At 34.5% G+C, this 22,906-nt stretch carries 25 protein-coding genes; 4 read left to right on the top strand and 21 right to left on the bottom strand.

All coding sequences use genetic code 11. The features are described 5' to 3' along the window. Positions 1-3: 3 nt before the first annotated feature. From HMPREF3177_RS01400 to lpdA, 4 genes are read right to left on the bottom strand one after another with little or no spacing between them, the layout of a single operon-like run. A complete protein-coding gene (locus HMPREF3177_RS01400) occupies positions 4-1,185 on the bottom strand; it encodes a dihydrolipoamide acetyltransferase family protein (protein ID WP_070456978.1) in 1,182 nt (393 codons plus the stop codon). A gap of 32 nt (positions 1,186-1,217) precedes the next feature. Then, positions 1,218-2,204 carry an alpha-ketoacid dehydrogenase subunit beta gene (locus HMPREF3177_RS01395; protein ID WP_070456479.1) on the bottom strand — a complete coding sequence of 329 codons (987 nt, stop codon included), beginning with the start codon at positions 2,202-2,204 and terminating at the stop codon, positions 1,218-1,220. After that, positions 2,204-3,193 (bottom strand): thiamine pyrophosphate-dependent dehydrogenase E1 component subunit alpha, encoded by a 990-nt coding sequence (locus HMPREF3177_RS01390; RefSeq protein WP_070456477.1) that lies wholly within the window; start codon positions 3,191-3,193, stop codon positions 2,204-2,206. The genes HMPREF3177_RS01395 and HMPREF3177_RS01390 overlap by 1 nt, the downstream gene beginning before the upstream one ends. A gap of 12 nt (positions 3,194-3,205) precedes the next feature. Continuing rightward, on the bottom strand, positions 3,206-4,600 hold the full coding sequence (lpdA, locus tag HMPREF3177_RS01385; protein ID WP_070456475.1) for a dihydrolipoyl dehydrogenase: 1,395 nt from the start codon (positions 4,598-4,600) through the stop codon (positions 3,206-3,208). Between the two features lie 184 nt (positions 4,601-4,784). Here lpdA and HMPREF3177_RS01380 point away from each other — a divergent pair, with 184 nt between their 5' ends. Beyond that, complete coding sequence (locus HMPREF3177_RS01380) at positions 4,785-5,027, top strand: DUF2627 domain-containing protein (RefSeq protein ID WP_040928330.1); 243 nt, start codon at positions 4,785-4,787, stop codon at positions 5,025-5,027. A 5-nt stretch (positions 5,028-5,032) separates the two neighbouring features. On the opposite strand, the gene recN is transcribed toward HMPREF3177_RS01380, so the two are convergent. From recN to HMPREF3177_RS01315, 13 genes are all read right to left on the bottom strand, one after another. Then, positions 5,033-6,700: a DNA repair protein RecN gene (gene recN, locus HMPREF3177_RS01375; RefSeq protein ID WP_070456473.1), complete on the bottom strand. Its 1,668-nt coding sequence runs from the start codon at positions 6,698-6,700 to the stop codon at positions 5,033-5,035. Positions 6,701-6,713: 13 nt separating this feature from the next. Further along, positions 6,714-7,166 carry a transcriptional regulator AhrC/ArgR gene (gene ahrC, locus HMPREF3177_RS01370; RefSeq protein WP_068128364.1) on the bottom strand — a complete coding sequence of 151 codons (453 nt, stop codon included), beginning with the start codon at positions 7,164-7,166 and terminating at the stop codon, positions 6,714-6,716. 104 nt (positions 7,167-7,270) lie between these two features. Next, the gene (locus HMPREF3177_RS01365; RefSeq protein WP_068128361.1) at positions 7,271-8,050 is read right to left on the bottom strand and encodes a TlyA family RNA methyltransferase; all 780 of its coding nucleotides are present in this window, start codon (positions 8,048-8,050) and stop codon (positions 7,271-7,273) included. After that, a complete protein-coding gene (gene dxs / locus HMPREF3177_RS01360; RefSeq protein ID WP_070456471.1) occupies positions 8,043-9,920 on the bottom strand; it encodes a 1-deoxy-D-xylulose-5-phosphate synthase in 1,878 nt (625 codons plus the stop codon). The genes HMPREF3177_RS01365 and dxs overlap by 8 nt, the downstream gene beginning before the upstream one ends. Before the next feature lie 80 nt (positions 9,921-10,000). Further along, positions 10,001-10,876, bottom strand: a complete 876-nt coding sequence (locus HMPREF3177_RS01355) for a polyprenyl synthetase family protein (RefSeq protein ID WP_068128357.1) — start codon at positions 10,874-10,876, stop codon at positions 10,001-10,003. Continuing rightward, positions 10,869-11,078 (bottom strand): exodeoxyribonuclease VII small subunit, encoded by a 210-nt coding sequence (gene xseB / locus HMPREF3177_RS01350; RefSeq protein WP_068128354.1) that lies wholly within the window; start codon positions 11,076-11,078, stop codon positions 10,869-10,871. Before xseB ends, HMPREF3177_RS01355 begins: the two co-directional genes overlap by 8 nt. Further along, positions 11,071-12,411: an exodeoxyribonuclease VII large subunit gene (gene xseA, locus HMPREF3177_RS01345; protein WP_070456469.1), complete on the bottom strand. Its 1,341-nt coding sequence runs from the start codon at positions 12,409-12,411 to the stop codon at positions 11,071-11,073. The genes xseB and xseA overlap by 8 nt, the downstream gene beginning before the upstream one ends. A gap of 4 nt (positions 12,412-12,415) precedes the next feature. Next, positions 12,416-12,790, bottom strand: a complete 375-nt coding sequence (gene nusB, locus HMPREF3177_RS01340; protein ID WP_068128349.1) for a transcription antitermination factor NusB — start codon at positions 12,788-12,790, stop codon at positions 12,416-12,418. 8 nt (positions 12,791-12,798) lie between these two features. After that, positions 12,799-13,155 carry an Asp23/Gls24 family envelope stress response protein gene (locus tag HMPREF3177_RS01335; protein WP_083286817.1) on the bottom strand — a complete coding sequence of 119 codons (357 nt, stop codon included), beginning with the start codon at positions 13,153-13,155 and terminating at the stop codon, positions 12,799-12,801. Between the two features lie 10 nt (positions 13,156-13,165). Next, a complete protein-coding gene (gene accC / locus HMPREF3177_RS01330; protein ID WP_068128496.1) occupies positions 13,166-14,515 on the bottom strand; it encodes an acetyl-CoA carboxylase biotin carboxylase subunit in 1,350 nt (449 codons plus the stop codon). After that, positions 14,515-14,976 (bottom strand): acetyl-CoA carboxylase biotin carboxyl carrier protein, encoded by a 462-nt coding sequence (gene accB / locus HMPREF3177_RS01325; RefSeq protein ID WP_070456467.1) that lies wholly within the window; start codon positions 14,974-14,976, stop codon positions 14,515-14,517. Before accB ends, accC begins: the two co-directional genes overlap by 1 nt. 103 nt (positions 14,977-15,079) lie before the next feature. After that, positions 15,080-15,637: an elongation factor P gene (efp, locus tag HMPREF3177_RS01320; protein WP_040928337.1), complete on the bottom strand. Its 558-nt coding sequence runs from the start codon at positions 15,635-15,637 to the stop codon at positions 15,080-15,082. Positions 15,638-15,649: 12 nt separating this feature from the next. Further along, entirely contained in the window at positions 15,650-16,708 is a 1,059-nt protein-coding gene (locus HMPREF3177_RS01315; protein ID WP_068128341.1) for a M24 family metallopeptidase, read from the bottom strand. A 108-nt stretch (positions 16,709-16,816) separates the two neighbouring features. Here HMPREF3177_RS01315 and HMPREF3177_RS01310 point away from each other — a divergent pair, with 108 nt between their 5' ends. Beyond that, positions 16,817-17,377, top strand: coding sequence for a coiled-coil domain-containing protein (locus tag HMPREF3177_RS01310; RefSeq protein WP_070456464.1), 561 nt, complete (start codon positions 16,817-16,819; stop codon positions 17,375-17,377). 12 nt (positions 17,378-17,389) lie between these two features. After that, positions 17,390-17,611 (top strand): SA1362 family protein, encoded by a 222-nt coding sequence (locus tag HMPREF3177_RS01305; protein ID WP_070456463.1) that lies wholly within the window; start codon positions 17,390-17,392, stop codon positions 17,609-17,611. Between the two features lie 20 nt (positions 17,612-17,631). On the opposite strand, the gene HMPREF3177_RS01300 is transcribed toward HMPREF3177_RS01305, so the two are convergent. Further along, on the bottom strand, positions 17,632-18,447 hold the full coding sequence (locus HMPREF3177_RS01300) for a lipoate--protein ligase family protein (protein WP_070456462.1): 816 nt from the start codon (positions 18,445-18,447) through the stop codon (positions 17,632-17,634). Positions 18,448-18,527: 80 nt separating this feature from the next. Between HMPREF3177_RS01300 and HMPREF3177_RS01295 the strand changes: the two genes are divergently transcribed. Next, positions 18,528-18,911 (top strand): rhodanese-like domain-containing protein, encoded by a 384-nt coding sequence (locus HMPREF3177_RS01295; RefSeq protein WP_068128333.1) that lies wholly within the window; start codon positions 18,528-18,530, stop codon positions 18,909-18,911. A gap of 39 nt (positions 18,912-18,950) precedes the next feature. Here HMPREF3177_RS01295 and gcvPB read toward each other — a convergent pair whose 3' ends face one another. Genes gcvPB through gcvT form a run of 3 tightly spaced genes read right to left on the bottom strand, consistent with a single transcriptional unit; the run spans position 18,951 to position 22,875 of the window. Continuing rightward, positions 18,951-20,435 carry an aminomethyl-transferring glycine dehydrogenase subunit GcvPB gene (gcvPB, locus tag HMPREF3177_RS01290; protein ID WP_068128329.1) on the bottom strand — a complete coding sequence of 495 codons (1,485 nt, stop codon included), beginning with the start codon at positions 20,433-20,435 and terminating at the stop codon, positions 18,951-18,953. Continuing rightward, on the bottom strand, positions 20,428-21,771 hold the full coding sequence (gene gcvPA / locus HMPREF3177_RS01285) for an aminomethyl-transferring glycine dehydrogenase subunit GcvPA (protein WP_068128328.1): 1,344 nt from the start codon (positions 21,769-21,771) through the stop codon (positions 20,428-20,430). Before gcvPA ends, gcvPB begins: the two co-directional genes overlap by 8 nt. Positions 21,772-21,798: 27 nt before the next feature. After that, positions 21,799-22,875, bottom strand: a complete 1,077-nt coding sequence (gene gcvT / locus HMPREF3177_RS01280) for a glycine cleavage system aminomethyltransferase GcvT (RefSeq protein WP_068128494.1) — start codon at positions 22,873-22,875, stop codon at positions 21,799-21,801. Positions 22,876-22,906: the final 31 nt, after the last annotated feature.

Here is a 22,906-nt window from a genome sequence, read left to right as displayed (position 1 = left end):
AGATTAAAGCGTTGTTTCACTATCAATAGACTCAATATTTTTCTTAACATCTTGTAAAAATTTACCTGCATCTACACCGTTCAGTACTCTATGATCGATAGATAAACAAAGGTTTACCATATATCTTGCTGCGAGCATTTCATCGATAAAAACAGGTTTTTTAACGATAGATTCAACTTGTAATATAGCAGCTTGTGGGTGGTTAATGACGCCTTGTGACTGAATAGAACCAAATGCGCCTGTGTTATTAATTGTAAATGTCCCACCGTGCATATCTTCCGAAGTTAGCGCATGTGTTCTACCTTTTTCAGCAAGTTGTGCAAGTTTTTTTGCGATTCCTCGAATCGACAACATATCTGCATTATGAATGACCGGAACGTATAAGTCGTCATCAGCGGATACTGCGATATTTAAATTGATTGAATCGTGGATTTTAATAGAATCCCCTTGCCAACTGCTATTGAGTATTTTATTTGTATTTAGGGCTTTTGCTACTGCTTCTATAAAGAATGCAAAATAAGTTAATTTAATACCTTCAGATTTAAATGCATCTTTATATTTATTTCTTAAATGAACGAGCTCTGTTGCATCTACTTCTATCATCATCCAAGCATGTGGAATTTCAGTTTTAGATTTCACCATATTATTTGCGATTGCTTTTTTAACACCGGTTAATTCTAGTCTAGAAGTGTCACTAGTAGTTTTAATATCGATCGATGATTTATCTGTTTTTGGTGCTTCATTTTTCACAGGATTATCGATATACGATAAAATATCCTTTTTTGTAACACGTCCAAATTGTCCTGTACCTTCAACATCATCTAGATTAACGTTATGTTCTGATGCTAATCTCATCACGACAGGTGATATTCTTTTAATCTCTTTTTGTGTGTCTGTACTATTATTATCTTTTTTATTAGTTTGTGGTTGAGATTTTTGTTCTGGTTCTTTTTCATGAACTTTGTTAGATACCTTAATTTCACAAATTGGTGTTCCGACTTCTATTGTTTCACCAACATCTACGAGTATTTTTTCTATCACTCCTTCAAAACTAGAAGGGACTTCAGCTGTTACTTTATCGGTTAAAATTTCACATAACGGATCATATTCATTTACTTTACTACCAGGCTCAACAAGCCACGCTTCTACTGTTCCTTCATGCACACTTTCTCCGAGTTTTGGCATTTTAATGACTTCTATCAATCGTTTCACCTCTTTTAATGTTCTGCAAGTTCTTTCATCTTTTCATAGATTTTATCTGGATTCACCATAAAATAGTCTTCCATTGGTGGTGCATATGGCATCGCTGGTACGTTAGGTGCGGCAAGTCTCATAACTGGTGCGTCTAAATCGTAAAATGCATGTTCAGATATAATCGCAGATACCTCACTCATTACACTACCTTCTAAATTATCTTCAGTGACGAGTAATACTTTACTTGTGTCTTTAACAGATTCTATAATCGTCTCTTGATCGAGCGGGTAAATTGTTCTTAAATCAACAACTTTAGCACTGTATCCATCATTCTCTAATCGTTCAGCCGCTTCAATGGCCATATGAACACATAACCCGTAAGTTATTACCGTGATATCTTTACCTTCACGTTTAATATCTGCCTTACCAATAGGTACAACATGTTCACCTGTCGGTACGTCTTCTTTAAGTAAACGATATGCTTTTTTATGCTCGAAAAATAAAACAGGATCGTTATCGCGTATTGCAGAAATAAGTAATCCTTTTGCATCACTTGGTGTAGAAGGTATAACAACTTTTAAACCAGGTGTTGAACTAAATACACTTTCAATCGATTGTGAATGATAAAGTGCCCCGTGTATCCCTCCACCAAATGGTGCACGAATTACAATTGGACAATGCCATCCATTATTAGAGCGATATCTAATTTTAGCTGCTTCACTCATAATCTGGTTTGTCGCAGGTAATATATACTCTGCAAACTGTATTTCAGCAACTGGTCTTTTACCAGCGAGTGACGCGCCAATTGCTGTACCGACAATTAATGATTCTGCGAGTGGCGTGTCGAGCACTCGCATTTTTCCGTACCTCTCTTGGAGTCCAGCCGTTACTTTAAACACGCCACCTTTTTGACCGACATCTTCTCCTAGAACGAATACATTCTCATCTTTTCCCATCTCATAGTCTAATCCGTCATGGATTGCTTCTAACAATGTCATCGTTTTTGTCATTATAATTCCTCCTCATACACGTGTTTTAACGCATAAGAAGATTCTGCATATGGTGCATGTTCTGCTTCTTTTGTCGCGTCGTTAATAATATTTTTAACTTCTTCATCGATTGCTTCGAACCACTCTTCTTCTATCGTTGTATTTTTTAATATATAATCTTTAAACGTGATTAAGCAGTCCGTGTCTTTTAATGTTTGTACATGTGCTTTATCTCTATAAGAATCATCGTCATCTGAAGAGTGTGCCCCAATTCTCGAAACTAGCGCATCGATTATCGTAGGACCTTCCCCGTTGATAGCACGTGTTCGAGCAGCTTTTACAGATTGAAATACTTCAAGTGGATCATTGCCGTTAATTTGTTCTCCGTGTATTCCATATGCATGTTTTCGCTCTGATAAGTCATCAATATTGTATTGAAGTGATTTTGGGACACTAATCGCGTAACCATTATTTTCAATAAAGCATATATACGGTAATTGATGAACACTCGCAAAGTTTAGCGCTTCATGAAAATCGCCTTGAGACGTAGAACCTTCACCGAGTGAAGTAAATGATACAGCTTCTTTACCATCCATTTTTAATGCATACGCAATACCTGCTGCGTGAAGTACTTGAGTTGTTACAGTTGATCCTTGAGTCACAATATTTAACTCGTAATCGCTAAAGTGACCGGGCATTTGTCTCCCTCCACTTGACGTATCATCTCGCTTCGCAAATGCTGCAAGCATACTTTCTAAGGGTGTTGTACCAAGTGTTGTTACCATTCCTAAATCTCTATAATATGGGTTTAAATAGTCAACTTTTTTCTTTAAAGCATAAGCTGCACCGACTTGTGCCGCTTCTTTACCTTGACACGATACGACAAATGGAATTTTTCCCGCACGGTTTAATAACATCATACGTTCATCAATTTTTCGTGTCGTTAACATTAAACGATACATTTCTTTTAAGTCGTCTTCTGTTAAATCTAATGTTTTATAATCTATCATTCGAATCTCTCCTTAAAAATGAATCCCTCTTTCGTCAATAAGTAATGCAGATTCCATAATTCCTTCACTTATTGACGGATGCGCATGTACTGAATTATATAGTTCTTCTACCGAACTATTTAAAAACGATGCAAGCGATAATTCGTTAATAATTTCAGTCGCATTTGGTCCAACAATCGATGCGCCTAATAACATATTATCTTTATCAGTAATTAACTTAACAAAACCTTCTCCGCCATTTTCAATAATCGCCTTACCAACTGCTTGAAGTGGTAATACGCTCACATTATATTCGATCCCTTTTTGTTTTAACTGTTCTTCTGTAGGACCGACTACCCCAACTTCTAAATTCGTATATATACATCTCGGTACAGTGTCATAATTTAGTGTGATTGGATTTAAACCTTTAATATGCTCAACCGCTATTATGCCTTCTTTTGAAGCAACATGTGCGAGTTGATATGTATTTAATACATCTCCAATCGCATATATATGGCTGTCTGCTGTTTGGTAAAATTCATTCGTTTCAATATAAGTAGTGAATTTTGCTTTCGTGTTGTTTAAGCCAATATCATCGATATTGGCTTTACGCCCAATCGCAACAATTACTTGCTCGAAATTCAATGTTTCGTCGTTATACTTTATAGAAACACCGTCATCAACTGTAACGGTCTGATTACTAATTTTAAGATCAGTTGTAATTTTTACATTACTCTGTTCTAAATGCTTTTTAAGCGTACGAATAACGTCTTTATCTTCATTAGGAATTATATTTTGACTACCTTCAATTATCGTCACGTCGACATTTAAATTAGATAATATAGATGCAAGTTCTAATCCAATGACTCCACCGCCGATAATACCTACAGATTTAGGTAATTTTTTTTGAGATAAAAATTCTTTACTCGACAATACAAATTCCCCATCAAATGGTAAAAAGTCAAGTTCGATCGGTTTAGACCCAGTCGCTATAATGACATAATCATTTTTAATAATAATAGAATCGTTTTCAGTTTCTACAGCGATTGTGCCTGCCATCGGTGAGAAAATTGACGGCCCTAATATCCTCCCATGACCATAGTAAACGTCAATTTGATGTTTTTTCATGAGTGATGACACACCGTTATATAACGTGTCTACAGTTTTATTTTTTTTATCAATTATTTTTTCATAATTAAAATTCAACACTTCAGAAATTCCTAATTCAGATAACTGATTGGCAGTTTTTATTAAATTTGAAGTGTTCAGCAAACTTTTCGTTGGTATACAACCGTTATGTAAGCACGTGCCACCGAGTTTATCTTTTTCAATGAGTGCGACAGTAAAGCCGAGTTGTCTTGCACGTATCGCAGCTACATAGCCGCCTGTACCTCCACCGATTATCGCGATGTCATATGATTTTTCCATAAAACCCTCCATAAGTTACTGGTCAGACCAGTGAAAGTTGTAAAAAAATATACTACTTGCTCGCATTTTCTATATAGACTAGAATAAATACGATGAAACAAATGTATTATCTCCTATTATACATTAACAAACGATGATTTCATTAACAGACTATATAATTATGTTGAGTAAGGTGTTTGATTACATGAAAAAAATAATTGCACTATTAATATTAGTGATTCCTGTCTTTATTGCAGGATATGGCGTAAAATTAATTCGCGACAGTATATTCGGTATCACAATTGATCCATTTAGTTCTCTTGTCCTTCAATTTATTGTAGGGTTAGTACTCTTAGTGTTCGGAGTTTGGTTCGTTGCAGGATACGTCCTTCATAGAGAGCGAAAAAATAAACGAGTTCAAGAGCGATTTAAAGCAAAAGACGAGTAAACAAATTACTGTTTACTCGTCTTTATTAATTCTTTCGCGTTTTTAATTGCTGCATCATTAATCGTAGACCCACTTAACATACGTGCAATCTCTTCAATATGTTCATTTTCATCTAAATATTCAGCTTTCGAAACAGTACGATCATTAACAACTGTTTTATACACGTGTAAATGATGGTCTGCCACCGCTGCTGCTTGAGGTAAATGAGATATCGCAAATACTTGTCTCGTCTTTGCGAGTAGTTTCATTTTTTCTGCCATTTTAGTCGCTACTTTACCACTGACTCCTGAATCGATTTCATCTAAAATTACGAGGGCTTGATTTTCAAACATTGAAAAGATCGATCTGAGCCCTAAATTAATACGTGAAACTTCTCCGCCTGAAGCCACTTTGTTTAATGGTTTCAACGGTTCACCTTTATTTGTCGTAATAAAAAATTCAACGTTAGAAAATCCGAGTGTGTTAAATTGAGTTTCCTTTACATCGATTTTAAACTGAACATCTTTCATATCGAGGTCTTCTAGTTCTTTCACAATCGCAGATTCTAAAAAGTCTTTACGGTCAAGACGAATGTCATGTAGCTTTTTAGCATATACATTTAATTGTTTAAACACTTTTTCTTTTTCATTGATTAATTCTTCATATGATTGACTAAAGTTTTTTAAATCATTAATATCCGTCTCTAGTTTACGCTCTAAACGTAATAAACCTTCAAATGTCTCATTAAATTTACGTTTTAACTGATTAATACTATTTAAACGGTCTTGGATTTCGTTTAAACGCGCTTCATCGTATTCAAGCGTACTCAAATCATTCGTAACTTGACTATTTAGCTCAGTTAATAAATGATAACTCTCTTCGAGTTTTTCAGTATATATAGAATACTTTTCATCAAATGGTGTAATCCCCTCAAGTTGATGCACGACGTCATATAAAAGAGACTGAACACTAATTTCACCGTCTAAAATCGATTTAATTTGTTCGAACTTCTCATTGACGTTTTCAAAATTCATTAAGTATTCGAGTTCTTTTTCTAAATCATCTTCTTCAGTTTCTGTCGTGAAATTCATTAATTGAAGTTCATTATATTGGTGTTCTATTAGTTCTAGTTGTTCTAATCGATTGCGATCTTTATATTCGAGTTCTGCGATACGTTTTTGTATAGAGTCATATTGATAAAATAACTGCTGATACTGTTTAAAATCTTCTTCATCATAGAGTTCAATATATCGATCGAGATAATCGATTTGACGGCTTGTTTCTAATAATTCATCGTTTTTGTGTTGCGTATGAATAGTAAATACTTCTTGCATAATTTCTTGAAGTTGGCCAAGAGTAATCATTTGGTTATTGATTTTAACGATACTTTTTTTGTTATGCATTATCTCTCTTTTAACGATAAAAACTTCATCAACTGGGATGTTATATTGTTCAAGTAAGGCGTTTAGTGTAGCGGTATTTGGAAAATCAAACACACCTTCTAATACGAGCCCACTCGTATCATAACGAATGTCATCCATTGAAGCACGCTTACCCGCTAAGTATGACAACGCATCAATTAACATCGACTTACCGGCTCCGGATTCACCAGAAATAATCGTTAAATGGTTGTAAAAATCAAGCTCTACATTTTCTAGTACCGCAAAGTTATTGATATTTAGACGGAGTAAAATAGTGCTCAGCTCCTTAAATCAGATTAAAAATTTTCTCTTTAACGCTATCTCTTGCTTCTTCTCCTCTACAGATTATAAGACACGTATCATCTCCACAAATTGTACCGATAATTTCTTCCCATTCGAGTTGATCAATAATCGCTCCGATTGACTGTGCGTTACCAGGTAACGTTTTTAATACTATTAAACTGTCTTGATAATCTAGCTTTACAAAGCTATCCATTAAATAGCGACCGAGTTTTTCAAGAGTATGATAACGTCTATCTTCAGGCATGCTGTAAATATACGTACCATCAGCTTTTGGAACTTTAAATAATTGTAATTCTTTAATATCACGTGACACCGTTGCTTGAGTTACATCGAAATTATTTTCGCGTAATTTTTGGACAAGTTCTTCTTGCGTTTCAATGTCGTTACTCGTAATAATTTCTCTAATTTTAATTTGCCTTACTACTTTACTAGACATAATAGTCACCTCAATGTATATCATTAATATTTATTCAATAATATCATGTTTTCGTGTAGTATAACAAACTAAAAGAAAAGAAAAACTATCCGAAAACGGATAGTTTAAAATAATTGGTCGATTTTTTGTTGTTCGATCACTGAATTTTCCCCATCATTTTTTATGTGAAGTAAAAATTCTTCGTTACCTTTTGTACCAGTAATTGGTGAACGAATAATATCATACGTTGATAATCCAAGAGAAGTACATACTTCAACAACGCGCTCTATTACGTTTCTCTTCGTCACGTCGCTTTGAATAATCAGTGTATCCTCTTTTTCTTCTAAATAGCTTTCAAATTGTGGTTTAATTAATGCAATGACTGTGTATTCGTGATTGAAAAGTTCAGTGATGTGTCTAATAATCGGGACGATAGAAGTAAAACTCACATCAATCGTCATGACGTTTGGTAAATTTTTAAAATCATCAATTGCCGTATGCTTAAAATTCGTTTGCTCCATCACTGTGACACGTGAATCTGTTCTAAGTTTATAGTCGAGTTGGTTTGTACCGACATCAACTGCGTAAACAGACTCTGCACCATGCTGTAAACTACAATCTGTGAAACCACCTGTTGAACTTCCAATATCAAGAACGATACAATTTTCTAAGTTTAAATTAAATTCATTAATCGCAGCTTTTAATTTGATACCGCCTCTTGAAACGTAAGTTTTCACTTTTTTAAAGCGAATATCAACCTTCTTCGTATCAATAATATCAGATGGTTTATACACTGGTTCATTATTATTTAACACTTTTCCTGCCATAATTAGACGTCTGACGTCTTCTATTGTGCCAAGACTAAAATGTTCAAATATATATTGATCTGCACGGATCTTAGCCATTATGTTTTACCATTTTTTGAATTGTATTTACAATATTATCTGAAGTAATTCCTGCTTCTATAAGTAACTGTTCAACGTCACCTTGTTCAATATATAAGTCAGGTATAGCGATTGTTTTAACATCATTTGTAAAGTCATGTTGCGACATAAACCCTTGAATAAATTGGCCAAGACCACCTGCTTCAATGACTTCTTCGACAATTAACATCGGTACATTCTCTTTACCATATTCATGTAACATTTCTTCATCTACCGGCTTTATAAATCGCGCATTGACGATTTCAACATTAATATTCGTTTCAGATAGCATGTCTTTTGCCTCTTCAGCAATATCTAACGTTGGACCGTAACTGATGATTACAACGTCCTTCTTATCTTCTTTATGGACGACTTCCCATTTGCCTTTTTCAATTGGCTGACGTTCAGTGACTTCAATACCTTTAACATTTCCTCTAGGATAACGTAATGCAATTGGACCATCGTATTCGACAGCGTAGTCAATCATTAACTTCGCTTCAACTTCGTCTCGAGGCATCATAATTGTCATGTTAGGAAGTGGTAGTAAGAAACTCACATCAAAAATACCGTGATGTGTTTCACCATCAGCACCGACTAATCCACTACGATCAATTCCAAAAAATACATTTAAGTTTGGACGATCTACGTCATGTAACACTTGGTCATATCCACGTTGTAAAAATGTCGAATAAATAGCAAGATATGGTTTCATACCTGAAGCTGCGAGTCCAGCAGACATCGTGACGGCATGTTGTTCCGCGATTCCAACATCAAAAAATCTTTCTGGTAGCTCGTTTTGGAACTTAGTTAATTTCGAACCTACCGGCATTGCTGGTGTTAACGCGACGATACGTTCATCTTCTAATGCATGGTCAAAAACTGAATTCGATACGAATTCACTCCACGACTGTGTACCACTGCCACCAATTGTTTCACCAGTTTCAATTTTATAAGGTCCGAGTCCATGCCAAGTACCTACCTCATCATTTTCAGCGTGGTAATACCCTTTACCTTTTTTTGTGATGACATGAATAATTGCTGGTCCGTCATAATTTTTTGTTGATTCTAAAGCTTTAGTAATGTCTTTAAAATTGTGTCCATCTACTGGACCGATATATTTAATACCGAGTTCTTCGAAAAATACACCGTCTACGACTAAATATTTTAAACTGTCTTTAACTTTATCAGCTAAATCTCTTAAAGACGGTCCAAATGACGGAATTCTTTCGAGTAATTCTTCAGCATCATATTTAAATTTGTTATAGCTTGAATTCGTTCGAATACGTCCAAACATATTGTGTATTGCACCGACGTTTGGTGCGATACTCATTTCATTATCATTTAAAATAATCGTCATTTTCGTTTTTTCAGATCCGATATGGTTTAACGCCTCTAGGGCCATTCCACCTGTTAATGCACCGTCACCGATAATCGGAACGACATCATATTTCTCATTTCTGATATCTCGTGCTTTCGCCATACCTAATGCAGCTGAAAGCGAAGTAGATGAATGGCCTGCTTCCCATACATCATGCTCTGATTCCGACATTTTAGGAAATCCGGACAGACCTTTATATTGACGTAGCGTTTTAAAATCTGTCGTTCTTCCAGTTAATATTTTATGGATATACGCTTGATGACCAACGTCAAATAAAAGTTTGTCTTCTGGTGAATTATAAAAACGATGTAATGATAAAGTGAGCTCGACGACACCTAAGTTAGCACCGATATGCCCACCTGTTACTGCACATGATTCTATTAAAAAGTCTCGAATTTGTTGTGCTAATTGTTCAAGCTCTTCATCACTTTTATCTTTTAAAAATGATGGATTTTCTATTTCTTCAAGTTTCATATAGCACCCACCTATCTTTTTCTAATTATATCATTTAAAAAAGATTATAAAAATAGAAATGATATCCATATGTATGAATATCATTTCGTACGATTTACAACAATGGTAATGATATCTTCTAAATGAATAATATCAATTTCATCTTTTAATCGATATAATAATTCAGTCGTCTCTTTCTCTTTTTTCTTTAGAAGATCTGTCGCACCTTCAATACCGAATAAAGAGACATATGTCGTCGTATTGTTTTTTTCGTCTGTGCCGACTTCTTTACCGATTTCTTCTTTAGTACCTTGTACATCTAAAAGATCGTCTTTAATTTGGAATAATAATCCTAGTTCTTCCGCAAATCGCTGTAATGTCGCAATAACATCTTCATTTTGGTTTGCAATAATTGCTGCTGATATTACTGGTGCAACCATTAGTTTTCCAGTTTTATGACGATGAATTTGTTCTAACGTTTCATAATCAATCGATGCATTTGTGCTTAAAATATCGTTCATCTGGCCACTGATCATTCCATTTTGACCTGCTGCAGAAGTAAGAGTTTCAATAAGTTTAACTTTAACATCGTTACTATAATCCGCGAGAGTTAATAGATGAATGCTTTCTGTTAATAAGTTATCACCAGCTAGAATTGCAGTTGCTTCACCATACACTTTGTGGTTTGTCAGTTTTCCACGTCTATAATCATCATTATCCATCGCAGGTAAATCATCATGTATTAATGAATACGTATGGACCATTTCTATAGCAGCAGCCATAGGTACCCCGTTACTTAATTCGTGATTAAGTGCTCTCAACGTTTTAAAGAGAAGGAGTGGACGTATTTTTTTACCACCTGCGGAAATTGAATATAACGAAGATTCTTTAATACGATCAGACACATCATTTAAACTTAAATGATGTTTAATATGTTTATCGACATCGTCTAAATATTTTTGATAGCTATTAATCATCTGTATTACCTTCTAAAGCTTCGACTTCAAGTTGCGCATTTTTTAATATCTCATCACACTGTTTAGAAAGTTCGATACCTTTTTTATATAAATCTAAAGACTCTTCTAATTGAACATCTTCACGATCTAATTGTTCAATGATTGACTCTAGTGTTTTCATTTTTTCTTCAAAGCTTTGTGTTTCCTTTACTGATTCACTCATCTTTATACACCTCAGTAATTTTTGTTTCTAAGCGACCATCACTTAATTTCACTTGGATTACATCTCCGACATCCACATCATTTGTACTCTTTAAGACGTGTCCATCTAAACTAACAAATGAGTATCCACGTTTTAGAATTTCTAGTGGATTTAAACTATCTAAAATTTCAAGTTTGTTTTTTACTTGCAATTTAGAATGTTCTATCTTATATTGCATTAATTTAGTTAATGACTGTCGATATTGCTTATTTTGTGTTTGTCCGTTTTCAATAATATGTCGTGGACTGAGCGTATTGATTTTATAATTCAAATGACTAAATTGATGGTGTCTTTCATTATACTTTTTATTATACAACGACTCTAATTGATCTTTTTTATAGACGAGTTGTTGTAAATGTTGGTCATACAACCGTGTTGGCATTCTAAATTTATAATAGCTTTTATGGCTTTCAAGTTTTGATTGTTTGTTGAGAAGTGTATCTTGTATTTTCTTTTTCAATACTAATTGTGATTCGATAACTCTCTCTTTTAAATATCGTTGATCAGGCAAAGCATGCTCCATTGCTTGCGTTGGTGTTGTCGCTCTTTTATCAGATACAAAGTCCACGAGTGTCGTATCTGTTTCGTGTCCAATTGCAGTGATAATTGGTGTTTTCATATTAAATACTTTTTTGGCAACTTCTAACTCATTAAATGTCCATAAGTCTTCAATTGAACCACCACCACGCGCTAAAATAACAACATCAGCATGTAACTGATCTACATAATCTAAGTTGTTAATGACAGAATCGATACTCTTTTCACCTTGCATTAACGTATTAATGACTTTTATTTTTGTAAGTGGGAAACGCTTTTCAGCAGCATGTATCATGTCTTCATATGCAGCACTTGTCGCACTTGTGACTAAAATAATTGTTTTTGGAAAATAAGGAAGTTGTTTTTTATGTGCTGGATCAAAATACCCCTGCGCTTGAAGCATCTTTTTATTTTGTTCTAACTTTTCATATAACTGTCCTTGACCATCGAGTACAATATCGTTTGCGATAACTTGATAATATCCTCCGGGTTTGTAGACAGATATCCTACCTTCTACGATGACTCCGTCCCCATCACTCGGAACTTTTTTTAGTCGCTTCACACTATTACTAAACATAATACCGCGTAGTGTTGTCGATTCATCTTTCAAAGTGAAATATAAAATACCTGAACTATGTAATTTACTATTAGATATCTCACCTTTAATAAAGACCCGTTCTAAGTACGGGTCTCTAACAAATTTTTCTTCAATATATGATGATAAAGCACTCACAGTTAGCACTTGCTCGTTCGTCATAATATCACTCGTTTTTAAAGTTTTTTAACACACCGTTTACGAATTTAAAACTGTTTACGTCACTATAGACTTTTGTGATTTTTACAGCTTCGTTAATAATCACTTTTTTCGGTATATCTGTAGAAATAATCTCTGTTACAGATACACGTAAGACATTTCTGTCGACTTTACTAATACGATCTAACGTATAGTTTTTTAGTAAACTACCAATTTTATCATCAATATCATTTTGATGTTCAATATAATAGTCGACTAATTGCTTAATATAATCATATTTACTATACATTTCTTTAAATTTCACATCTTTTAATGACACTGCGTCATTATCGATTTGAAACAGTATTTGAAATGCTTTAATTCTTTGTTCATGTCTATTCATAAAAACACCTAATACTTCGCAATATTTACGATGTGAACATTAATTTCATCAATTACATTAATATCGAGCATCGTTGAGATAGATTGTTTAATATTCTCTTGGATATTTTCTGCAATCTTATGCACATTTTTACCGTCAGATAGATTGACGTACGCAGAAATTTTTAAATATCCGTTTGACTCATCTACACGGATACCTTTGCCGCGATATTTCTTACCAATTTTTTCAATTGTTCCACTCGCTAAGTTATTTTGTAAAGATGAAACACCCTTTGTTTCTAAAACAGCGATACTTGAAATAACTTCAAGTACTTCTGTTGAAATCTTAATTTTACCAATGGATTCATCGTGTCCTAATACTTCCACTATAATCACCTCATTCACTCATTATATCATGGTTTTCTAGCATATTCGTATTATAATCGTTATTAATAAACGCTTCATTATTAATAATTTTTTGATGGAATGGTATCGTCGTATTAATACCTTCAACGATGAATTCATCTAACGCGCGACGTGCAATCTGTAATGCGTCGTCTCTGTCTTTTCCATATACGATAAGTTTTGCAATCATCGAATCGTAATATGGTGGAATTGTATATCCTTGATAACAAGCTGTTTCTAAACGTACACCGAATCCACCTGGTTCTTTAAACTTCGTAATTTTACCAGCAGAAGGCATAAAGTTCTTATAAGGATTTTCTGCGTTAATTCTGAATTCAAACGCATGTCCATTAAACTCAATGTCTTCTTGAGTAAATGGTATTTCTTCTCTCATTGCAATTTTTATTTGCATTTTAACTAAATCGATCCCTGTAATCATTTCTGTAACAGGATGTTCGACTTGAATTCTCGTATTCATTTCCATAAAGTAATACGTTTCTTCATCGAGATCATATATAAATTCAATCGTCCCTGCGTTGACATAGTCGATAAATTTCGCTGCACGAACTGCTGCTTGCCCCATTTCTTCTCGAACTTCTTCAGAAATAATTGGACTTTTAGCTTCTTCAACTAACTTTTGCATACGGCGTTGAACAGTACAATCTCTTTCTCCAAGATGAACGACATTTCCGTGATAATCACCAAGTACTTGGATTTCAATATGTCTAAAATTGCTAATATATTTTTCGATATATAAATCTTTGTTCCCAAACGCACTTTCGGCTTCTTGTTCAGTTAACTTGTAGTTTTGAATTAACTCTTTCTCGTTACGTGCAACTCGAATACCTTTACCGCCCCCACCGTAGCTTGCTTTAATAATGACAGGATATCCGATTTCTTCTGAAATTTTCTTTGCATCGTCTAGTGATTTTACAACACCATCAGATCCTGGAACTGTCGGGACATTTGCTTTTTGCATCGTATCCTTTGCAACGTCCTTAACACCCATTAAAGCGATTGTTTTATAATGTGGACCGATAAAGATTAAATTACTCGCATCACACATCTCTGCGAAATCGACGTTTTCAGCTAAAAAGCCATACCCTGGATGGATTGCATCACAGTTTGTATTTTGAGCGATTGTTATGATACTAATCATATCTAAGTAACTGTCTTTAGATAATTTAGGGCCGATACAATACGACTCAGTTGCGAGTTTCCGGTGTAAGCTATCTTTATCCGCTTCTGAGTATACGCTCACTGTTTCAATACCGAGTTCATGACACGCACGAATAATACGTACTGCAATTTCTCCTCGGTTTGCGATTAATACTTTTTTTATCATTTAACTTTGAATAATGGTTGGTTATATTCAACCATTTCTCCATCTTCAACTAAAATCTCTACAATTTCACCGGAAACTTCTGCTTCAATTTCGTTGAATAGTTTCATCGCTTCTAAAATACATACGATCGTATCGTTTTCAATCTTATCGCCGACTTGAACATAAGGATCTGCTTCAGGTGATGGACTCTTATAAAATGTTCCAACCATCGGCGCTTTAATCGTATGAATGTTTGAAGTATCAGCAGCAGGAACGCTAGTTTCTGGAACACTTGCTACTGGCGCTGGTGGAATAGGTGCTTCGACAGATTGTACTGGTTGTACAGGTTGCGCTTGATACTCTCGCACTTTTGATTCACGCTTAAGTTTAATATCCACTTCTTTGTCTTTATATGTGAGTTCAACTAAATTAGCTGTTTCCATTTTTTCAATGAGTTGGTCTATATATTCTAATTTCATAATCAAATCTCCTAAACTGTTTATAATAGTATTTTACTTTAGTGGTATGACCAATTCAAATGGTAATTAAAAAAAGCAGATAAAATATCTGCTTTTAAAAAGATTATGCTCTTGAAACGTATGAACTTTCTTCAGTATTTACTACAAGTACGTCACCATTATTGACAAATAGTGGTACTTGAATAGATAAACCTGTTTCGAGTTTCGCTTCTTTTGTCGCACCAGAAACAGTATCCCCTTTAATGCTTGGTTCTGTTTCTACTACTTCAAGCTCTACAGTTTTTGGTAGTTCAACACCTAAAGTTTCACCTTCATACGTCATAATAGACACGTTCATATTTTCTTTTAAGAAATTAATTTCATGTTCTAACTGTTCTTTTGGAATCGTTACTTGTTCAAACGTGTTATTGTCCATGAACACATATCCGTCACCATCGTTATATAAGAATTGCATCTTATTGTTATCGATATGTGCTGTCCCGACTTTTTCACCTGCTCTAAACGTCTTTTCTTGAATTGCACCTGTACGTAAGTTTCTTAATTTAGAACGTACAAACGCCGCACCTTTTCCTGGCTTAACGTGTTGGAAATCAATAACTCTCCAAATACCGTTATCAAATTCAATTGTAAGTCCTGTTTTAAAATCGTTTACTGAAATCATTAAATTATCCTCCTACTTGATTATGAATAACTCTTTACTACTATGTGTCAGTTTTTGAAGTCCATCTTTAGTTACGAGCGCGTCATCTTCAATTCTAACGCCACCAAGTCCTTCAACATAAATACCTGGCTCGATAGTAATAATCATATTTTCTTCTAACACTGTATCGACAGTTTTTGCGAGTCCTGGACCTTCATGTACTTCTAGACCAATTCCGTGACCGAGTGAGTGACCAAAGTTTTCACCATATCCATTTTGATCAATAATATCTCTAGCTACCTTATCTGCCTCGCTACCAGTAAATCCAGCTTTAATTGTTTCTAAAGATTTTAACTGACTTTCTAATACAATATTATACACTTTTTTGAGTTCGTCTGAAACATTACCGACACCAAACGTACGTGTAATATCTGAAACATACCCTTTATAAGTTGCACCGAAGTCTAACGTCACAAGATCTCCATCTTCAATAACTTTTTCTGAAGGTGTTGCGTGAGGTAATGCCCCTCTATGACCACTCGCTACTATCGTATCGAAGCTCGGACCCTCTGAACCGAGTTGAGCCATAATATATTCTAGCTCAGCTTTAACTTCTAACTCTGTCATACCGACTTTTACAAATTTTAAAATACGTTCATATGCTTCGTCGACGATTTTACAAGCGACTTTAATTTTTTCAATTTCTTCATTTGATTTAACCATACGGAAAGTTTCAAACTCGTTGTTAATCGGTACGAGTTCAAAATGCTCATTTAATGTATTGTACTCATTATAATTCGTATAGGCTGCTTCAAACGCGAGTTTTTTAACGCCTTTTTCTTTTAAAAATTCGATGACAAACGACGTTAAACTTCCCTTTTGTAACACGAATTCAAAATCAGGTGCTTCTTCACGTCCTTGTACATTATATCTAAAATCAGATACTAAGTACTGTCCTTCATCAGTTACTATTACTACGCCACTTGATCCTGTGAACCCTGAGACGTATCTTCTGTTGTAAGTACTAGATACGATTAGCGCATCTATTTCATATTTCTTTAGTAACTCTTTTGTTTTTTCGATAATGCTCATTCATAATCACTCCTTAACCGTAGTTTACCGTATTTTAAAAGACTTTTCATTTTCTTTTTAATAATTTTAAAGAAATGGTAGAATAATAAAGTATTGAGAGGGATTCTAATGAAAAAATCATTATATATTGGAGCAATCTCACTTTGCTTAGTAGCTTGCTCACCAGAAAATTTAAATGATAAATATGAAGAAAAATCTAATAGAGTTAAACAGCTTGAAAAGGAGCTACACTCTGTTGAAGTTGAAAATCAAAAACTGAAAGATGATTTTAAAAATATAGAAGAAGAAATTTCACGTATTAGTCGTGATAAGAAAGATACTAACATCTCTAAATATCAAAATGTCGTCCGTGTATATGCAAATGGTGTTAAAAAAGAGTTAGATGTTCTTTCAATAGAAGCGGAAAACTTTAAGGAAGAAGAGGATATTGACGGACGTACCGTTTCTAATATCGAATCTAATTTAAAAGAGATTATAAACACATATAACAGCGACGTAGATGAATTAAAACTTCAAGATATGTTAAATCGGCAACATAATAAAATAGAAGTGTTTAATAGTAACTTACTTAAAGAGATTAACACTTTAAACGAAGCGATTGGTAAAGATGATAAAAAGAATATCGAAAAACAGCTGAATAAAATCAAAGATCTCAATAAATATTTATAAAGGTTGATTCAATTGAAAAAAATATTATTTTATATCGTAATTATCATAGCAATTATTGGTCTTCTCACTAATTTAGATATTGTTTTTAATTTAATATTTAATATGGCTGTTTCTTTAGTCATTATTGGTTTAATTTTTTATGGTATATATTACTTCTTCATTTTATCTGAAGACGAAAGAAAATATAGACGTGCGGTCCGTAAAACGAAAAGAAAACGTAAGTTTAGAGATTAATTCTAAACTTACGTTTTTTATTATCGTTTATAATTCCATTCTTCAGATTTGTATTTCTCTATAAGTTCGTCAAGTTGGTTTAAATCGTCTTCTGTTAACGTATATTCCGTCGTTGTCATTGATAGTCCTTTTTCAAATCCGTCTTTAAATGCTATGTATAATTCATCGACTGTTATATTTTTGTCTGTTAGATCATTAATCGGAACAGCCTTTGATTTAAAATCACTTTTCATTTTTTGTTTAAAACGTTCATTTGTAAATTTAAACATATCAAATAGATGATCAATATCAACATCTAGAAGTATTGAACCGTGTTGCATAATAACACCATCATTTCTTGTCTGTGCACTTCCTGCGATTTTTCTTCCTTCAACGACAAGTTCATACCAGCTCGGTGTATCAAAACATACGCTCGAACGTATTTCTGTTTTAGTTTTTTCCGGAATACTAAAATAAGCGTCTAAACCTAAATTTTTAAACCCTTCTAGTAATCCCATCGATAATACTTTATAACTTTCTGTTACAGTATGTGGCATTCCTTCGTAATTTTCAGGTAACACGAGACTGTACGTTAGTTCTTTATCGTGTAATACACCGCGACCACCCGTTTTACGCCTTACGAGCTGGTAGCCATACTCTTTTACTTTTTCAACATCGATTTCTCTATGTATCTTTTGAAAATAACCGATTGACAGAGTTGGGATTTCCCACTCATACAAACGTAATACTGGATTAATCTCACCCTTCTCAACTTTCTTCATGAGTAATTCGTCTAGCGCCATGTTATAAAACGCATCTTGTTTACCACTTTTAATATAACTCCATTTTGCTGTCAAATTTCTCTCCCCCAGATTACACTTTTAAAATTGTGACAAACACACTATAATATATATTGTATCTAAAAAGGAGCGATTGTGTGAGTACTACGACAATAATTTTATTAATTGTTTTAGCTATTTTAATAGTTTTATTTATAATTAATGCTGTATTAAGTGTTAGAGGCGTTAATATTGTAGGTGAAGAAGAATTTAGTCAAAACTTACGTAAAGTGCAACTCGTCGACTTACGAGAAAAAGATTCTTATAAGCACGGACATATATTAGGTGCACGTAACATCCCTCTAAGCACATTTAATACGAGAGCGAAATCACTACGTACAGACCAACCTGTACACTTATACGACCAAAATGGTCGTACAGCGCTAAGAGCTGCAAGAATTTTAAAGAAACAGGGTCATAAAGATATTTACGTATTAAAAAGTGGTATCGCTAAATGGACTGGTAAAATTAATTCTAAATAAAGAAAAAGCGATTCGAAAAATTCGAATCGCTTTTTTCAATTATTTTTTATCTTCGATAATATCTTCTTTTTCATAACGTAATACTGGATGACGTGCTGCAAGTGTTTCATCAAGTCTTCCGATTACTGTTGTATGTGGAGCTTCTAATACTAAGTCTAAATCTTCTTTGATTTCTTTATCGATATTTAGTAATGCATCGATAAATCCATCTAACGTTTCTTTCGACTCTGTTTCAGTAGGCTCGATCATTAAACCTTCTTCAACGTTAAGTGGGAAGTAGATTGTTGGTGGGTGATAACCGTAATCTAATAAACGTTTTGCTATATCTAGAGTACGTGCTCCTTCTTTCTTCTGATTCACACCGCTTAAAACAAATTCGTGTTTACAGTGTTGTGTGTATGGTAAATGATAAGTACCTTCAAGACGTCTCATCATGTAGTTCGCATTTAGCACTGCATCTTCAGAAACCTTTTTAAGCCCCTCTGGCCCCATCGTTCTGATGTACGTGTATGCACGTAAGTAAATCGCAAAGTTACCAAAGTAAGGTTTTACGCGCCCAACACTTTGTGGAATATCGTTATCGAGTTTATACGTATCTCCCTCTTTTTTAACGTGAGGTTTTGGTAAGAATTTCGCTAAGTCCGCTTTAACTCCGATAGGACCTGAACCAGGACCACCACCACCGTGTGGACCAGTGAATGTTTTGTGTAAGTTTAAGTGTACTGCGTCAAAGCCCATGTCTCCAGGACGAACTTTAGCCATAATCGCGTTTAAGTTCGCGCCGTCATAGTATAACTTACCACCCGCACCGTGTACGATATCTCTAATTTCTAAAATATCTTTTTCGAATAGACCAAGAGTATTCGGGTTAGTTAACATGATTGCTGCAGTTTTATCACTTACAACACGTTTTAAGTCTTCGATATCTACAGTTCCGTCTTCGTTTGATTTAACTGTAACTGAATCGAATCCAGCAACTGTTGCTGAAGCTGGGTTTGTTCCGTGTGCTGAGTCTGGAACAATTACTTCTGTTCTTTGGAAGTCGCCGTTTGCTTCGTGGAATGCTTTAATCATAATTAAAGCTGTCCACTCACCTTGAGCTCCTGCTGCTGATTGTAATGAGATTTCATCCATCCCAGTAATTTCTTTTAATGATTCTTGTAAACGATAAGTTACTTCTAATGATCCTTGGATTGCTTTTTCGTTTTGTAATGGATGTGAATAAGCAAATCCAGCAAGACGAGCAACTTGTTCGTTAATTTTAGGGTTGTATTTCATCGTACAAGATCCTAATGGATAGAATCCTGAGTCGATTCCCCAGTTTTTGTTTGAGAGTTCAGTGTAGTGACGAATTAAATCAAGTTCACTAATTTCTGGTAACTCAGCTTTTTCTTTACGGATAAATTTATCATCTAATAAACTAGAAAGTTCTTTTTTCTCGATTTCAAGTTTAGGTAACGAATATGCATAACGATCTTCAATACTTCTTTCAAAAATTAATGGGCTTGAACCTTTTTTAGCCATTATAAGCACCTAACCTTTCAACAAACGCGTCAATTTCATCTTTTGTACGTAGTTCTGTAACAGCGATTAGCATATGATTTTTGAACGCTTCAAAGTCTAATCCTAAATCATAACCACCGATAAATCCGTCTTCATATAACTCATCATTAATTTCAGTGACATCTTTGTTTAACTTAACGACAAACTCGTTAAAGTTCATATCACCAAATACTTCAAATCCAGCTGATTTAAACGCTTCTTTTGCGTAATGTGCGTTTTGGATGTTGTTTTCTGCCATCTCTACCGCACCATACTTACCTAAAGCACTCATTGCAATTGATGATGCTAGAGCGTTTAACGCTTGGTTTGAACAGATGTTTGAAGTCGCTTTTTCACGACGAATATGTTGTTCACGTGCTTGTAAAGTTAATACGAAACCACGGTTACCTTCGTCATCTTTAGTTTGTCCGACAAGGCGTCCTGGCATTCTTCTCATTAATTTTTTAGTCGCTGCAAAGTATCCACAGTGTGGTCCACCGAATTGTGACGGGATACCGAATACTTGTGTGTCCCCAGTAACGATATCTGCACCGAATTCACCTGGAGGTGTAAGTAATGAAAGTGCAAGTGGGTTAGAGTTTACAATGAATAACCCTTTATGCTTATGTGCAATCTTTTCGATTGCTTCTAAATCTTCAATTGAACCAAAGAAGTTTGGATATTGTACCATTACTGCTGCTGTGTCTTCATCTGCTAATTCTTCAAGATGTTTTAAGTCAGTCTTAGTTCCGTCTAAATCAGCGACAACTACTTCTACATTTTGAGCGTTTGCATAAGTCTTGACGACTTCTAACGTTTGAGGATGAACTGCACCAGATACAACAACTTTTTTCTTTCTCGTTGCACCAGCAGCCATCGTTGCACCTTCAGCAAATGCAGTTGCTCCATCATACATTGATGAGTTTGCAATTGGTAAACCTGTTAATTCTGAGATAATCGTTTGGAATTCAAAGATTGCTTGTAATTCACCTTGAGAAACTTCAGGTTGATATGGTGTGTATGCAGTATAGAATTCGGATCTAGAGATAATAGAATCTACAACCGAAGGAATATAATGATCATATACACCTGCACCTAAAAATGATGTGTGAGTAACTGACGTAATGTTTTTGTTAGCAATTTGCGTCATTTCTCTCACTAGTGAATGTTCATCTTTAGCTGGTTCAATATTTAAATCGCCTTTAAATCTTACTTCTTCAGGGATATCTGAAAATAGTTCATTAACATCTTTAATGCCAATGACATCTAGCATCTCTTGCTTGTCTTTTTCTGTTACTGGTAAATAACGATGACTCATATTTACACTCCTTAAAAGTTTAATGTTTTATTTAAAATTTTTAACAAACTGAGCTGGAATTTCACGTTTACGAACTTTAACGATAAATTCCTTACCGTCTTCATAGAAGTCAGTGTCTACTAAAGCAAATCCAATTGCTTTACCAGAGGATGGTGATTTTGTACCACTTGTAACGTATCCCACTTTGTTACCTTCAGTATCAAATACTTCATAGTCAGTTCTTGGAATACCTTTACCAGTCATTTCAAATGCGGATAAACGACGTGGAGCACCATTTGCTTTTTGATCTTTTAAGATATCACTACCAATAAATTTATCTTTGTTTGCATTTACAGCAAATCCGATTCTTGCTTCTATTGGAGTAATTTCTGGAGATAAATCTTGACCGTGAAGTGGTAAACCAGCTTCAAGTCTTAACGTATCTCTCGCACCAAGACCACATTCAGTTGCACCATCATCTTTGAATAGTTTCCATAATTCTTCTAATGAATCTGGCTTCATATAAATTTCAAAACCATCTTCTCCTGTATAACCACTTTGAGATAATAGTACGTCATGTCCAGCAAGTGATACATTTTGTTTTGCGTCGAACATTTTCATCTCTGAAAGATCTTCGTCAACGTGTTTTTGTACCATCGCTCTTGAATTTGGCCCTTGAATTGCGATTACAGCGTAATCATCTGACTCATCTGATATTTCTACGTCATAGCCATCAATCTTAGTTAACCATTCATAATCTGTGTCTTTGTTTCCAGCATTCGGAACTAAGAAGAACGTATTGTCATCTAGACGATAAATTAATAAATCATCAATTACTCCACCGTCTTCGTTACAAATTGTCGTATACTGCGCACGATTAACTTTTAATTTAGATACGTCATTTGTTAATGCGTAGTTTAAAAAGTCAACTGCTTCACTACCTGTAACTTTGAATTCTCCCATATGAGAGACATCAAAAATACCAACGTCTTCGCGTACAGCGTTATGTTCATCAATAATACTCGTAAATTGAACAGGCATTTCCCAGCCGCCAAAATCTACAAGTTTTGCACCAACTTCACGATAATAATCATTAAGTGGTGTTTTCTTTAATTCACTCATAATATCCCCCTTTTTTATAAAAAAAGGACACTTT

Source organism: Nosocomiicoccus sp. HMSC09A07 (assembly GCF_001808485.1).
Taxonomy (GTDB): domain Bacteria; phylum Bacillota; class Bacilli; order Staphylococcales; family Salinicoccaceae; genus Nosocomiicoccus; species Nosocomiicoccus ampullae_A.
This window is presented reverse-complemented; position numbering and strand designations above follow the sequence as displayed.